We start from the raw sequence: 13,035 nt of genomic DNA, 5'->3' as shown, positions 1-13,035 counted from the left end.
CGGCGATCAAAGATGGCCCGTCGGAATGGGGAAATCCGCCGGCACCTCGGGCGCGGGCACACCCTGAGCCAACGCCCAGTCAAGCCGGCTTGCACCCAGCCGCTGCGCCAGCCACAGCGCCAGCGCCGTTGGCGTGGCAGGCAGGTCAGCCACGTCGCGGACCATGCGCGCAGGGGCCCAGACCACGGCGCGGCCCTCGGTCGCAGCCCAGTCCAGCTCGGTCCTGCTGTTGGCAACGGTCAGGCCCAGACGCCCCGCCAAGGCCCATGCAGCCTGATCCAGTGCCAAAAGCTCGATCTCGCGCAGGTTTCCACCCTGCGGCAGCGGCAGGCCCGGCGCGTCGGGTACCAGCGCCACCGCCCCTTCGGGCAGGGTCAGGTCGCGGCCGTGCAGGATCACACGGATCGGCGCCTCGATCGGATCGGCAACGACACGGCCCTGACGGCGCACCAGCGTCACCCCCAGGGCACCAGGAATACGGTCCAGCTTTTCGATAGTGACCGAGACCTGTGCCGCGCGCGGATGGGCAAGGATCTGCGCCGCGATCTTTTCCGCCAGCGTCTCAAGCAGGTCATAGCGGCGGTCCGCCAGCCCCGCGGCGACAGCGCCGGTCAGAATGTCATAACTCAGGATCCGGTCCACCTCGTCATTGACGCCGACGACATGGGTGGCCAGTTCGACATCAATGTTAAAGCGCAGCCGCTGCTGTTGGCCCCGTTCGGTCTGGAACGCGCCAATCTCGGTCGAAAGGATATAGTCGCGCAGGTGGATACGATCAGGCTGGTCCATGCCGCCTGTGTTTTCAGGAAAACGGCCCCGCCGCAAGGGACAGGGCCGCTGCTTTGATGGCAAATTTGCGTCGCGGGCTCAGTTGGATGCCAGACGACGATCCGAGCGATAGAAGGTATGGCTGCCGATACGGATCGTGCGTTCGAACCGCTTGGTCCACGAGGGCTTGACGCCGCGAGCATGGAAATAGGTCGCGCCGTTGGTCAGCGTGCGTGGTGCGCCGGAAAGCGCGGCGACTGCGACCTTTTGCACGCGGGCAAAGGTGCCCTTTTCACGGATACGGGCGCCTTTGTTATAGGTGAACTGGCCGCGCTGGTTCACGACACCGCAAACGGTTTTTGGAAAGCGTGGATGGTCGACGCGGTTCAGGATTACTTCGGCCACGGCCTGCTGGCCGCGCAGACCTTCGCCGCGGGCCTCGAAATACAAGGCCTCCGACAGGCATTGCAGGTCATTGGGATCAATCTGGACGACCTGACGGCCACGCCCGGTCTTGATCTCGTACGCGACTTGGTGCTTTCCGTCAGCAAGCGCCGGAGTGGTGGCGACGGGCGAAAAAGCGACAACCATACACACAGAAACGCACGCCAGCCATGACTTGTATATCGACATGTTGGTCCTGTTTTCGGTCCGGGTCCGACCCGGTCGGTTTGAAACTGGGGTCCGCTACCTCAGCGGATATTCGGCGCTAGAGGCATGAAACAGGGCCATCCGATCCACCCCACATAGGCGTGAGCGGAGCGATTCAGTTGAATTTTAACGATTTTGGCGGAAACTCGCCGACGACAAATTAGGTTACGGGCAGATTCTGGCCAATATCGGCCAGGCCGGGAACTAAGCCCCGACCGCCGAATCGGCCTCTTCGCGAGCCATGAGAATCGATTCTTGCGCCGCCGCCAGACGCGCCACCGGCACCCGGAAGGGCGAGCACGAGACGTAATTCACCCCCGCCCTGAGGCAGAAGGCAATGGATTCAGGGTTGCCACCATGTTCGCCGCAGACCGAGATGGTGATATCGGGCTTGGTGGCACGGGCGCGCTCGGCCCCGATGGCGACCAGTTCGCCAACACCGTCGCGGTCAAGAATGTGGAACGGGTCCTCGGAATAGACCCCCTGGCTGACATAAATGCCCATAAAACGGCCCGCGTCGTCGCGTGACAGCCCATAGGTCATTTGCGTCAGGTCATTGGTACCAAATGATAAGAATGCCGAATGTTCGGAAATTTCACCGGCACGCAGTGCTGCGCGCGGAGTTTCGACCATCACGCCAAGACGGTAGGTAAAGTCCTTGCGCGTCTCATTACGGACGGCGGCCGCGACAGCGTCGATCCGGGTCTTGACCAGCTCGACCTCACGCCTTGCGCTGACCAGCGGAATCATGATCTCGGGCACGACCGGATCGCCGTTATGGCTGGCCTCGATGGTCGCCTCAAAGATTGCGCGGGCCTGCATGTCATAAATTTCGGGCACGGTGATCCCCAGCCGCACCCCGCGCATCCCCAGCATCGGGTTGAATTCGCTAAGCGCCTCGACCCGGCGGGTCACGTCCGACAGGGGCAGGTCCAGTGATTCGGCCAGCTCGCGCATGCCTTCGCGGTCATGGGGCAGGAATTCGTGCAGCGGCGGGTCAAACAGGCGGATCGTAACCGGCAGGCCCGCCATGATTTCGAACAGCTTGGCGAAATCGCTGCGCTGCATGGGCAAAAGACGCTCAAGCGACAGGCGACGATCTTCAGGCCGTCCGGCAAAGATCATCTCACGCATTGCGGGCAGGCGCTCGTCATCAAAAAACATATGCTCGGTGCGGCACAGGCCGATGCCCTGAGCGTTGAACATGCGGGCGGTGCGGGCGTCTTCGGGCGTGTCGGCATTGGCGCGTACCCTGATGCGGCAATGCGCATCGGCCCATTCCAGCAGCTGGGCAAAGCTATCGTCCAGCGCCGGCTCAAGCATCTCGGCCGCACCGGCCAACACCTCACCCGAGGTCCCGTCTATGGTGATTTCTTCACCCTCATGGAACAGCCGGCCGCCAACCATCATCGTGCGTGCACGCGCGTCGATCGAGATACCGCTGGCGCCGACGATGCAGGGCAGACCGATGCCGCGCGCGATCACCGCGGCGTGGCTGGTCATGCCGCCACGCTCCGTCAGAACAGCGACGGCGGCATGCATGCCGCGGATATCCTCGGGCACAGTCTCGCGGCGGACGAGGACGCAACGCTCACCCCGCGCCTCGGCAGCCTGAGCAGCGGCGGCGGTAAAGACGATGCGCCCGGTAGCCGCGCCCGGGCTGGCGTTGATGCCCCTGGTGATGACATCGCGGGGCGCGCGCGGGTCGACCTGATGGTGCAGCAGATCAGAGAGGGCGCGCGGCTCGACCCGCATCACCGCCTCTTCGGGCGTGATGATGCCATCGCGGGCCAGTGCCACGGCGATGCGGACGCTCGCGCGTGAGCTGCGGCCGACCCGTACCGCATCAATGATCGACAGCTTGCCATCCGAGACGACGAATTCGATCTGCATCTCTTCGCGCAGGCGTTCACGCGCGGCGACGCCAAAGCGGACAAGATCGGCGAACACCTGCGGTGCCGCCTCTTCCAGCGAGGGGCCGCGCGGGTCGCGCACGAGATAGAGCGTCTCGGCCCCCTCGCCTTTGGCACGGCCCTGGGTCTGACCCCGGAACCGGCCGGTGATACGCGGCATGCCGGTAACGCTGTCTATGAACTGGATGGTGCCAGAGCCGGTTACGCCCGGCCCGATCGCCAGTGCCATGTGCTGCACCACCAACCCAAGCGGCGCATTGGCCGGCGCACCCTTGGCCTGACGCAAAAGCCGGGCGGTCGGCCCGTCCCAGGCCCGCGCCATACTGCGCAGCACTTCGGCCAGCTGGCGGGCAGGGTCCTGGGGGAATTCTTCGTCCGTTTCGTCCTCATAGGCGCGCAGGGCAGCGGCAAGCCCGCCCTCGCTGTCCGAGAACATGTCGGGGTCCAGCCGCGCAACGTGGATGGCATAGGACTGCACAAAGCCCAGGTAGATCGCATCTGCCGCTGCCTTGCCCCGGCTTTGCACCAGAAGGGCGTGGCGTTCGTGGTTGATGCCGACATTCAGCACCGTTCCCGGTCCGCCCCACGCCGGATCTACTGCCGAGGGGCGCACGCTGACCAGCCCATCCGCACGATCAATGATCGCGGCAAGCCGGGCACGGTCGGGCATCTGCCCGGCAGCAATGGCGCGTACTGCTTCGGCCGAGATGGCGAAGCTTGCCGGAACCGGCAGCTCCATCCGGATCAGACGCTGCAGGCATTTTGCCCGCCAGCCATGACGCGCGGTCTGAACCCCCGCCGAGGGGGTGATTTCGACGATGGCTCCTGGATCAGTCAGCGCGGTCATGATGCCGTCACATTAGGCATGGCAAGCGCATTGCTGCAAGTGCGAAGCGCAGGTCGGCAGCGCGGGGAGCGGGGGCTCTGCCCCCACGCTCCTGCGGCCCCTCAATGGGGCCCCAGGAGTGTTCCCCCGGGGATATTTGGGCACGAAAGAAAGGCTGGGATCAGCCCTCGATCCGGCCGAAATCAGCGATCAGCCGGCCTGCCTCGCGGATGCGGGAGAGCAGGTTCAGGCGGTTGCGGCGCACGATCTGATTGTCGGTATTGATCTGTACCGCCTCGAAAAAGGCGTCGATCGGCGCCCGCAGAGCGGCGATCGCCTGCATCGCAGCAGGGAAATCCTCGCCCGTGACAGCATTGCGGATCGCAGGTTCGGCCTGATCAAGTGCGGCGAACAGGGCGCGTTCCTCATCAGTTTCTGCGAATTTCGGATCAGCGCCGAAGCTGTATTCAACCCCGTCCTTATCCTCGGCCTGGGCGAGGATGTTGCCGGCGCGTTTCAGCCCTTGCAGCAGGTTGGTGCCGTCATCGGTCCGCAGCACGTCGTTCAGCGCCGTGGCACGGTTCACCAGCAGCACGAGATCGTCGCTGCCCGGCATGTTCAGCACGGCGTCGATGATGTCATGACGGATGCCCTGATCGCGCAAATGGACCTTGAGCCGGTCGTGGAAGAAAGCGAGGAGGTCGTTTTGCAGCGTCGCAATCTGCTGATCGCCCTGCCCAGGCGTGAGCGCGGCCAGATGCGCCTCGCCAAAGAGGCGGAAGAGTTCGGACAGGCCAAGGCGCGCACCGTTCACCAGCACCAGCCGGATCACGCCAAGTGCGGCGCGACGCAACGCGAAGGGATCCTTCGACCCGGTCGGCTTTTCGTCGATGGCCCAGAAGCCGGTCAGCGTATCCAGCTTGTCAGCCAGCGCCACCGCGACCGACACCGGCGCGGAAGGCACCGCATCCGAGGGACCGAGCGGCGAATAATGATCTCGCGCAGCATCGGCCACCGCGGCAGGCAGCCCGGCCTCAAGCGCGTAATAACGACCCATGATGCCTTGCAGTTCCGGGAATTCGCCGACCATGGCCGAGCGCAGGTCAAGCTTGGCCACCCTGGCCGCTTGCTCGGCCTGATCGGCATCGGCGCCGACCAGTGGGGCGATCTGACGCGCAAGGGCAGCGATGCGGGTAATGCGGTCGGCCTGAGAGCCAAGCCTGCTCTGGAAGGTCACCGCCTTGAGACCCTCGGCCCAGTCGGTCATGCCTGACCTGGCCTCGCGCAGATCGTTTTCCCAGAAGAAGGCCGCGTCCGAAAGGCGGGCGGCCAGGACGCGCTGGTTGCCCTTGAGGATCGTTTCGCCCTGATCCGAAGTCTCGATATTGGCGACGGTGACAAAGCCCTCGATCCGGCCCGACTTGGGGTTACGGGCCGAAAAGAACTTCTGATGCTCTTTCATCGAGGTTTGCAGCACTTCGGGCGGCAGCGACAGAAAGCGATCCTCGATCGCACCCATCAGCGGCACCGGCCATTCGACCAGACCGGCGACCTCGGTCAGCAGCCCTTCGTCCGGGACAATTTCCCAGCCGCGGGCAAAGGCCAGATTAGCGGCCTCTTGCCGGATCGCCGCCTCACGTTCGGCTGAATCCAGCATCACGCGCGCACGGCGCAGTTTCGCGGCATAATCGTCAAAGCCGGAAACGGTGAATTCCTCGGGTGCCATGAAGCGATGGCCGCGGGTGGTGTTGCTAGCGCGAATGCCTTCGATCTCAAGTGGCACCACACTTGCACCCGATTCGTCCGTGAGCAGGCACAGGATCGAGTGCAGAGGCCGCACCCAGCGCAGATGGCCCGCGCCCCAGCGCATCGATTTGGGCCAGGGAAAGTTACGGATCGCGGCCTCAAGCACCTCGGCCACAATATCGGCCGCCGGACGACCGGGGCGGGTGATGGTGGCGAACCAGACCTGCCCTTTCTTGTCATCGCGGGCCTCTAGCTGGTCACGGGTCAGGCCGGTTGAGCGCAAAAACCCCTCCAGCGCGGCCTCGGGCGCGTCGGTCCGCGGGCCCTTGCGCTCTTCACGGGTGGTGGGGCTATGGGCGCTGAGCCCTTCGATCGCCAGCGTCAACCGGCGCGGGGTGCTGAAAGCACCGGCGGAACGGTAAGTCAGGCCGGCCTCGACCAACCCGTCGGTGACGAGTTTCTTGAGGTCCTCGCGCGCGCGGGCCTGCATCCGCGCCGGAATTTCCTCGGAGAACAGCTCGATCAGAAGGTCGGCCATCAGTCCATCACTCCGCGTTCGGGGGTCTTGTCATTGAATTGGTGCCAGCCAAAGGCGCGGCCGTCGGGATAGACCGCAATCACGCGGTCCACATCGGGGCGGACCTCGGCCTGGGAAAGATAGGCCCGGGCGGCCCCGGATTCGATATCAGCGCCAATCTGCCCGGCCTGAAAACAGGAAAACCAGCCCGGGCCGTTCAGCGGCTGCGCCTCGGGGAAGGGTTCGGCCCCTGCGGGCAAAGGCTCGGTCAGGCGAAAACAGGCCCGCCAACGGATCGGAGAGCTGCTGGCGTCGATGACCTGCACCTCGCTGGCCGGCACAGGCACGCTTTCACCGTTCACAGTCGCGGTCAGCGTGACCGAAGCCGGGTCCAGCCGGTCGTAAAAAGCATATTGCTGCGCGTACCAGACCCCTGCCCCCGCAACGGCGGCAGTAACGATCAGCACAAGGGCGGGAAAACGGCCGTCCATCCTAGGCCCCAGCCGGGAAGGCGGGCAGCGGCTCGCCCGTGGCGGCCGAGGTGGTCACAAACAGATCCGCACAACGTTTGGCCAGCGCCCGCACCCTGCCGATATAGGCCTGCCGCTCGGTGACCGAGATCACCCCGCGCGCATCAAGCAGGTTGAACAGGTGGCTGGCCTTGATCGCCTGATCATAGGCAGGATGCGCCATCGGGATCTGCCGCCCGGCGGCATCGGTCTCGGCCGTGGTCAGGATGCGCTCGCATTCGGCCTCGGCATCCTCAAAGTGGCGCAGCAGCATTTCCGTATCGGCCTGCTCAAAGTTCCAGCGCGAATATTCACGCTCGGCCTGACGGAAGATGTCGCCATAGGTCAGCGGGATCGGGCTGTCGGGATGGTTAAACGGCATGTCCATCACATGCTCGACCCCAAGGACATACATCGCCAGCCGCTCAAGCCCATAGGTCAGCTCGCCCGAGACCGGGCGGCAGTCATGCCCGCCGACCTGCTGGAAATAGGTGAACTGGCTGACCTCCATCCCGTCACACCAGACTTCCCAACCCAGGCCCCATGCGCCCAGGGTCGGGCTTTCCCAGTCATCCTCGACAAAGCGGACATCGTGGATCATCGGATCAAGGCCGATGGCGGCAAGGCTGCCCAGATACAGCTCTTGCAGGTTCGGCGGCGAGGGTTTGATGATAACCTGATATTGATAATAGTGCTGCAGGCGGTTCGGGTTCTCGCCATAGCGCCCATCGGTCGGGCGGCGCGAGGGCTGGACATAGGCCGCAGCCCAAGGCCGGGCACCCAGACTGCGCAGCGTGGTCGCCGGGTGGAAGGTGCCGGCACCGACCTCCATGTCATAGGGTTGCAGCACCGCGCAGCCCTGTGCGGCCCAATAGGATTGCAGGCGCAGGATCACGTCCTGAAAGCAGACGGGTTTGGCCGTCTGGTTGTCCTTTGGGCTGGTCATCGGGGCTTCCTTCGGCATAACTGGCAGGAAATGTCTGCCGCCTTCTAGGCAGAGGGCGGCGCAGGGTCAATGAGAGGGACATGCCCATGGGGCGCTTTGCATTCGTCTTTGGTGCGGCTTTGCCGCTGGCTCTCGGCTCGGCCGCGCTGGCCGAGGATGTGGTGATCCGCATCGAGGCCAAGCGCGGGGCCGAGGCCGCTCAGGCCAGCGCCGAGGCATGGGGTGCACAGTTTCCCGATGTCGTAACCTTTCCGTTAAGCGAAGGCTGGGTCGGAATCGCCCTTGGCCCCATGCCGCGCGAAGATGCCGCAGCGCGGCTGGACGAGCTGAAACAACAGCGCAAAGTTCCGGGCGACAGCTTCATTGCCACCGCCGAGGGGCGCAGCTTTACCCCGCTGAACGTGACCGCCGCCGCCGAACCCGCAAACTCTGCCGGCAATGCCTCGACCTTCCCGCAGGACACGGCCGCAGCTGTGACCGGGGATCCGGCATCCCCGGCAGTCGCACCCGAACCGGTCGCCGAACCCGAGCCGGCGAAATTCTTCCTGCGCCTCGAATCAAGCCCCAATCGCGCCAAGGCCGAAGAGATGCTTGAAAAATGGCGCCAGACCCTGCCCGAATCCGGGCTCTGGACCCTGCCAAATGGCCGCTCGGCCATCGCCTTTGGCCCGATGGACGAGGCGACAGGCACCGCCTGGCTCAAGGCGTTCAAAAATGCAGGCGCGGTACCCAAGGACGCCTTCCTCTCACCCGCCGAGGACATGGGTGAGGTCGCCATTGCCGGCAAGACGCCCGAGCTTGGCGCCCCCCCGGCACCCGAGGCCGAGCCGGTTTCCATGCCTCCGCTTGAAGATATCCAGCGTGCCCTGCGTTGGGCCGGCCATTACGAAGGGTCCATCGACGGCAAGGACGGCCCGATGACCCGCGCCGCGATCGCGGCCGAGATCGTGCGCCTGCGGGCCTCTCCCGACACCGCCACCGCCATGGCCGAGCTCATCGCCCGCCGCGCTGCATGGCGGGCCGAAATGGGGCTGGCCGAGCTGCAGGACAGCCACACCGGCCTTACGCTGCCTGCCCCCATGGACAAGCTGCAATTCGAACGGGCAGAGCGTGCACTGTCGATCTATGGGCCCAAGGACGGCTCGGGTGCGGCGCTGATCCTCTTTTCACAGCCCGGCGGCCAACAGGAAATGCTGGACCTGGCAGGTCTTGTCACCGCCCTTGGCTGGGTACCGTCGCCTGAACGCAAGGTGACGCGTGGCGCAGTCACGCTTGATGGTCAGAACCAGACCCATATCGGCCATGCCGAAGCCAGGGTGATCGACGGCCGGGTACAGGGTTTTGTCCTGATCTGGCCGGTCTCGGACCCTGAAAACCAGCACCGCCTCGCGGCTGAAATTTCGGACAACCTGACCCGCTTTGCCCCCGGCGCAGGCGAAGCCCAGCCCGAGGTGCCGGCCATCGCCCCGGCAGCCCCCCCCGAGACGCCCGCGCCGGAACCGGCCACCCCCGCGAACTAGCTGCGCCAGAACCGCGGCAGGAACAGGACAAGCACCGAGATCAGCTCAAGCCTGCCAAGGTACATGCCAAAGATCATCAGCCATTTCGACGCGGTGGGGAAATTCGTTACCCCACCGTTATCGGTCATCTCAGGCCCCCAGACAGTTCCAACGTTGGCAATCGCGGTCCAGGCCGCAGTCAGTGCGGTGCGCGGATGCAGCCCGGTCAGTGCCAACCCGATGATCAGCAGCCCAAAGGACAGGATGAACAGGGTAAAGAAGGACATGACCGAATCGATCACGTCCTCGTCCAGTGGGCGGCCATCGTAAAGCAGCGGGAACACCCGATGCGGCGACTGCATACGCCGCAGCTGCGCCTTGACCGCCTGAAACAGCACCAGATAGCGGAACACCTTGACTGAACATGAGGTCGAGCCGGTGCAACCTCCGATCAGCCCGACGACCAGCAGGATGACAAAGGGGAAATGCCCCCATTGCGTCACATCCGTTGTGGATAGCCCCGTCCCGGAAAAGGCCGAAACCACGTTGAAAGTAGTTTCCCGGATAACATCCAGAGGGTTTTTTGCCTCCAGCCACAGCAGCCGGTAAAGGACGATCACCGCCACCGCATAAAAGGTCCAGCGCAGATAGGCCCGGACCTGAATGTCGCGCCATAAGGGCTCTGCCGAGCCCCGGATCAGCTGCACCATGCGGATAAAGGGAATCGAGGCCATGATCATAAAGAACGCGGCCGCATATTCCGGCGCACCGATATAGGGGCCGAAACTCGAGTTATAATTGGAAAACCCGCCGGTCGAACAGGTGGACAGCGCAAACACCAGCGCGTCAAACCCCTTCATCCCCAAAAGGATATAGACCACCATGCTACAGGCGGTCATGGCAATATAAACCCCGGTCATCTCGCGCGCGATGTCAAAGGCGCGGGGCAGGATCTTACCCAGAGTGTCAAAACCCTCCGAGCGAAAGAACTGCATCCCCCCGACCTTCATCACCGGCAGAAAGATCATGGCGACAACGATGATCCCAAGCCCGCCTGCCCAGTTCAGAAACGCCCGCCACAGATTCGTGCCCTTGGGCAAACTGTCCAGATCGGGAAAGACCGTGGTCCCTGTTGTGGTCATCCCCGACATGGCCTCGAAATAGGCGTCGGTGAAACTGGCCTGCGGCTCGCCCAGCATAAAGGGCAGCGCCCCGGCAACCGGCACGACAAGCCACAGCATCGCGGTCAGCAGGAACACCTGCTGAATCGCAAGCGACTTGTCGGACTGCCGGGTGGACAAGGCGACAAGGCCACCCGCAAGCATGGTCAGAAAGCTGCTTTCCAGAAAGCTCATCCAATGAGCATCGCCATGCCACCAGTCCACCAGCATGGGCAGCGTCATCGCCGCCCCCAGCGTGACCACAACCTTGCCTACGATATTGGCGACGGGACGGATATCGATCATGCCGCCTGCTTGCCCCGCCGCCATGCAACCGTCAAGCGCGTGACGCTTGCGCAAGAACACGTCTGCCCCTATAGAAAAGCCCGATGCGGGTGTAGCTCAATGGTAGAGCAGCAGCCTTCCAAGCTGAATACGTGGGTTCGATTCCCATCACCCGCTCCATCCCCCACCTTCTTTCGTGCTGAAATATCCCGGGGGAGCGCCGCAGGCGCGGGGGCAGAGCCCCCATCCAGCCAGCCAGTCACACCGCACAAGCCTTCGCCCTTCCGTTCGGCCCGGGGGCGCCCTATATCCTTCGGGCAACCCGCGAAAATGCGCCGAAAGGAAGCCGATGTCCCAGAAAGCCATGCAGCGCCTGTCCTTCTTTCTGTTGATGGGTCTGACGCTCTATGCTTCCTTTGTAGGCGCTGGCTAAGGGGGCAATGATGGCAAAGCGTTTCGGCGGCCGCTTTTCGCCGCAGCCCCGGCTGGACGGAACCGACCTGCGCGCCCCCGCGCGGCCAGCACCGGGCGAGTTCCGCCACCCGCTCGAATCGCGCACCCGCTGGGTGACGATCATGGCGATCCCCTTTCTCATCAGCGCCTTCTGGCAGGACCCGAACGGACTCGCGCTGCACCTGATCGCCTTTGGCGCCGTTGCCTCGGGCATGTGGATGACCCGCGAGGGACTGCAGGCCGAGGCTGCATATGACGCACGCCGCGTCGCACGCCGACCGGCGATCCCGCGCAAGCTCTTTGGGGGCATCCTGACTGGCCTTGGCCTTGCCATCGGCTCTTATGTGCCGGGGGCAGAGGCAGGCGCAGGCGTGATCGGCTTTGCCGGGGCCATGCTGCACTGGCTGGCATTCGGCACCGACCCGATGCGTGACAAGGGGATGGAGGGCATCGACGGTTACCAACAGGACCGCGCCCAACGCATCGTGGCCGAGGGCGAAGCCCATCTGAAGGCGATGCAGGACGCGATTCTGCGGACCGGCGATCGCCGGCTTGAGGCCCGTGTCGGCATGTTCGCTGCCACCGCCCGCGAACTTTTCAGCCATGTCGAGGAAAACCCCGACACCATCTCCGCCGTGCGCCGCTATCTCAGCGTCTATCTGCAAGGGGCGCGCGATGCGACAGTGAAATTCGCCGATCTCTATGTCCAGACCCGCGACCAGCGCGCCCGGCAGGATTATGAAACGCTGCTTACCGATCTGGAAACCGAATTCGCCGCCCGCAGCGCCCGCTTGCTCGAAGGGGGGCGCACCGATCTCGACATTGAAATCAGCGTGCTGCGCGACCGGCTGGTTCGCGAAGGGGTCCGCCCCGCGCCCACCCCACCGGCCGAGCCGGCAGAGCTGCAGCGCCCGATGACACTGGACGATCTGCTGATTCCCCGCGAATCGGAAAAGTCACGCCGTTAGACCATGCCTCGTTTCGCGCTGCTGATCGAATATGACGGCGGTCCCTTCGCCGGCTGGCAGGCGCAGGCCGACCGCCCCAGCGTGCAAGGCGCTGTCGAGGCCGCATTGGCCCGTCTTGACCCTGGCTTTGCCCAGGGCGCCCGCATCGCTGCCGCCGGTCGCACCGATGCCGGTGTACATGCGACTGGTCAGGTCGCCCATGCCGATCTGATTCGTGACTGGGACCCGTTCCGCCTCTCTGAGGCATTGAACTGGCACCTGAAGCCTGCGCCCGTCGCCATCCTTGCCGTGGCAAGGGTCGATGATGAGTTTCATGCCCGCTTCTCAGCCTTTGAGCGGCGCTACCTGTTCCGCCTGATTTCGCGCCGCGCGCCGCTGACGCATGATCGTGGCCGCGCCTGGCAGGTCTCACACCCGCTGGATCTGGCCGCCATGCGCGAGGGCGCAGCGCATCTGCTGGGGCGGCACGACTTTACCACCTTCCGTTCGACCATGTGTCAGGCGAAAAGCCCGGTGAAAACGCTGGATGAGTTGACGATCACCGAGGCCGAGATCCCGCAAGGGCGCGAATACCGCTTTACCCTGCGCGCACGCTCATTTCTGCATAATCAGGTGCGCTCGATCGTCGGAACGCTTGAGCGGGTTGGCGCGGGCTCATGGCCCCCCGACCGCGTCGCCGAGGCATTGGAGGCGCGCGACCGCGCCGCCTGTGGCCCGGTTTGCCCGCCGCAGGGGCTGTACCTGACAGGGGTCAGCTATCCGCAAGACCCCTTCGCCACAAGCTAGCAGCAGCC

At 64.4% G+C, this 13,035-nt stretch carries 10 protein-coding genes and 1 tRNA gene; 4 read left to right on the top strand and 7 right to left on the bottom strand.

Annotated features, from left to right (window positions below):
- Positions 1 to 6 precede the first annotated feature (6 nt).
- From F8A10_RS02065 to F8A10_RS02040, 6 genes are all read right to left on the bottom strand, one after another.
- Entirely contained in the window at positions 7 to 789 is a 783-nt protein-coding gene (locus F8A10_RS02065; protein ID WP_010393119.1) for a dihydroneopterin aldolase, read from the bottom strand.
- Between the two features lie 78 nt (positions 790 to 867).
- The gene (locus F8A10_RS02060) at positions 868 to 1,401 is read right to left on the bottom strand and encodes a cell wall hydrolase (protein ID WP_029371437.1); all 534 of its coding nucleotides are present in this window, start codon (positions 1,399 to 1,401) and stop codon (positions 868 to 870) included.
- A gap of 222 nt (positions 1,402 to 1,623) precedes the next feature.
- Complete coding sequence (locus F8A10_RS02055) at positions 1,624 to 4,179, bottom strand: putative PEP-binding protein (RefSeq protein WP_152366580.1); 2,556 nt, start codon at positions 4,177 to 4,179, stop codon at positions 1,624 to 1,626.
- 160 nt (positions 4,180 to 4,339) lie between these two features.
- Positions 4,340 to 6,442, bottom strand: coding sequence for a glycine--tRNA ligase subunit beta (gene glyS / locus F8A10_RS02050; protein ID WP_152366579.1), 2,103 nt, complete (start codon positions 6,440 to 6,442; stop codon positions 4,340 to 4,342).
- A complete protein-coding gene (locus F8A10_RS02045) occupies positions 6,442 to 6,912 on the bottom strand; it encodes a DUF6446 family protein (protein ID WP_010393126.1) in 471 nt (156 codons plus the stop codon). The genes glyS and F8A10_RS02045 overlap by 1 nt, the downstream gene beginning before the upstream one ends.
- Position 6,913: 1 nt before the next feature.
- Entirely contained in the window at positions 6,914 to 7,876 is a 963-nt protein-coding gene (locus tag F8A10_RS02040; protein ID WP_152366578.1) for a glycine--tRNA ligase subunit alpha, read from the bottom strand.
- Positions 7,877 to 7,956: 80 nt separating this feature from the next.
- Here F8A10_RS02040 and F8A10_RS02035 point away from each other — a divergent pair, with 80 nt between their 5' ends.
- The gene (locus tag F8A10_RS02035) at positions 7,957 to 9,396 is read left to right on the top strand and encodes a peptidoglycan-binding domain-containing protein (protein WP_152366577.1); all 1,440 of its coding nucleotides are present in this window, start codon (positions 7,957 to 7,959) and stop codon (positions 9,394 to 9,396) included.
- On the opposite strand, the gene F8A10_RS02030 is transcribed toward F8A10_RS02035, so the two are convergent.
- Positions 9,393 to 10,841 carry a TrkH family potassium uptake protein gene (locus F8A10_RS02030; protein ID WP_085501405.1) on the bottom strand — a complete coding sequence of 483 codons (1,449 nt, stop codon included), beginning with the start codon at positions 10,839 to 10,841 and terminating at the stop codon, positions 9,393 to 9,395. The two genes, F8A10_RS02035 and F8A10_RS02030, sit on opposite strands and share 4 nt — an antisense overlap.
- A gap of 85 nt (positions 10,842 to 10,926) precedes the next feature.
- Between F8A10_RS02030 and F8A10_RS02025 the strand changes: the two genes are divergently transcribed.
- The 3 genes from F8A10_RS02025 to truA all read left to right on the top strand — a co-directional run bounded on the left by F8A10_RS02025 (position 10,927) and on the right by truA (position 13,027).
- Positions 10,927 to 11,000 (top strand) — tRNA-Gly (locus tag F8A10_RS02025).
- A 263-nt stretch (positions 11,001 to 11,263) separates the two neighbouring features.
- The gene (locus F8A10_RS02020) at positions 11,264 to 12,241 is read left to right on the top strand and encodes a 5-bromo-4-chloroindolyl phosphate hydrolysis family protein (protein WP_085501406.1); all 978 of its coding nucleotides are present in this window, start codon (positions 11,264 to 11,266) and stop codon (positions 12,239 to 12,241) included.
- Positions 12,242 to 12,244: 3 nt separating this feature from the next.
- Entirely contained in the window at positions 12,245 to 13,027 is a 783-nt protein-coding gene (truA, locus tag F8A10_RS02015) for a tRNA pseudouridine(38-40) synthase TruA (protein WP_010393131.1), read from the top strand.
- The last annotated feature ends 8 nt before the right edge of the window (positions 13,028 to 13,035 follow it).

It is taken from the genome of Paracoccus kondratievae (genome assembly GCF_009301415.1).
GTDB classification, from domain to species: Bacteria; Pseudomonadota; Alphaproteobacteria; order Rhodobacterales; family Rhodobacteraceae; genus Paracoccus; species Paracoccus kondratievae.
The sequence above is the reverse complement of the archived record's forward strand: the minus strand, read 5'-3'. Positions and strand labels throughout refer to the sequence as shown.

What these genes read in the sequence shown, in the direction of transcription:
- F8A10_RS02065 (WP_010393119.1), bottom strand. Translation starts at nt 789, where the DNA reads ATGGACCAGCCTGATCGTATCCACCTGCGCGACTATATCCTTTCGACC.
- F8A10_RS02060 (WP_029371437.1), bottom strand. Translation starts at nt 1,401, where the DNA reads ATGTCGATATACAAGTCATGGCTGGCGTGCGTTTCTGTGTGTATGGTT.
- F8A10_RS02055 (WP_152366580.1), bottom strand. Translation starts at nt 4,179, where the DNA reads ATGACCGCGCTGACTGATCCAGGAGCCATCGTCGAAATCACCCCCTCG.
- glyS (WP_152366579.1), bottom strand. Translation starts at nt 6,442, where the DNA reads ATGGCCGACCTTCTGATCGAGCTGTTCTCCGAGGAAATTCCGGCGCGG.
- F8A10_RS02045 (WP_010393126.1), bottom strand. Translation starts at nt 6,912, where the DNA reads ATGGACGGCCGTTTTCCCGCCCTTGTGCTGATCGTTACTGCCGCCGTT.
- F8A10_RS02040 (WP_152366578.1), bottom strand. Translation starts at nt 7,876, where the DNA reads ATGACCAGCCCAAAGGACAACCAGACGGCCAAACCCGTCTGCTTTCAG.
- F8A10_RS02035 (WP_152366577.1), top strand. Translation starts at nt 7,957, where the DNA reads ATGCCCATGGGGCGCTTTGCATTCGTCTTTGGTGCGGCTTTGCCGCTG.
- F8A10_RS02030 (WP_085501405.1), bottom strand. Translation starts at nt 10,841, where the DNA reads ATGATCGATATCCGTCCCGTCGCCAATATCGTAGGCAAGGTTGTGGTC.
- F8A10_RS02020 (WP_085501406.1), top strand. Translation starts at nt 11,264, where the DNA reads ATGGCAAAGCGTTTCGGCGGCCGCTTTTCGCCGCAGCCCCGGCTGGAC.
- truA (WP_010393131.1), top strand. Translation starts at nt 12,245, where the DNA reads ATGCCTCGTTTCGCGCTGCTGATCGAATATGACGGCGGTCCCTTCGCC.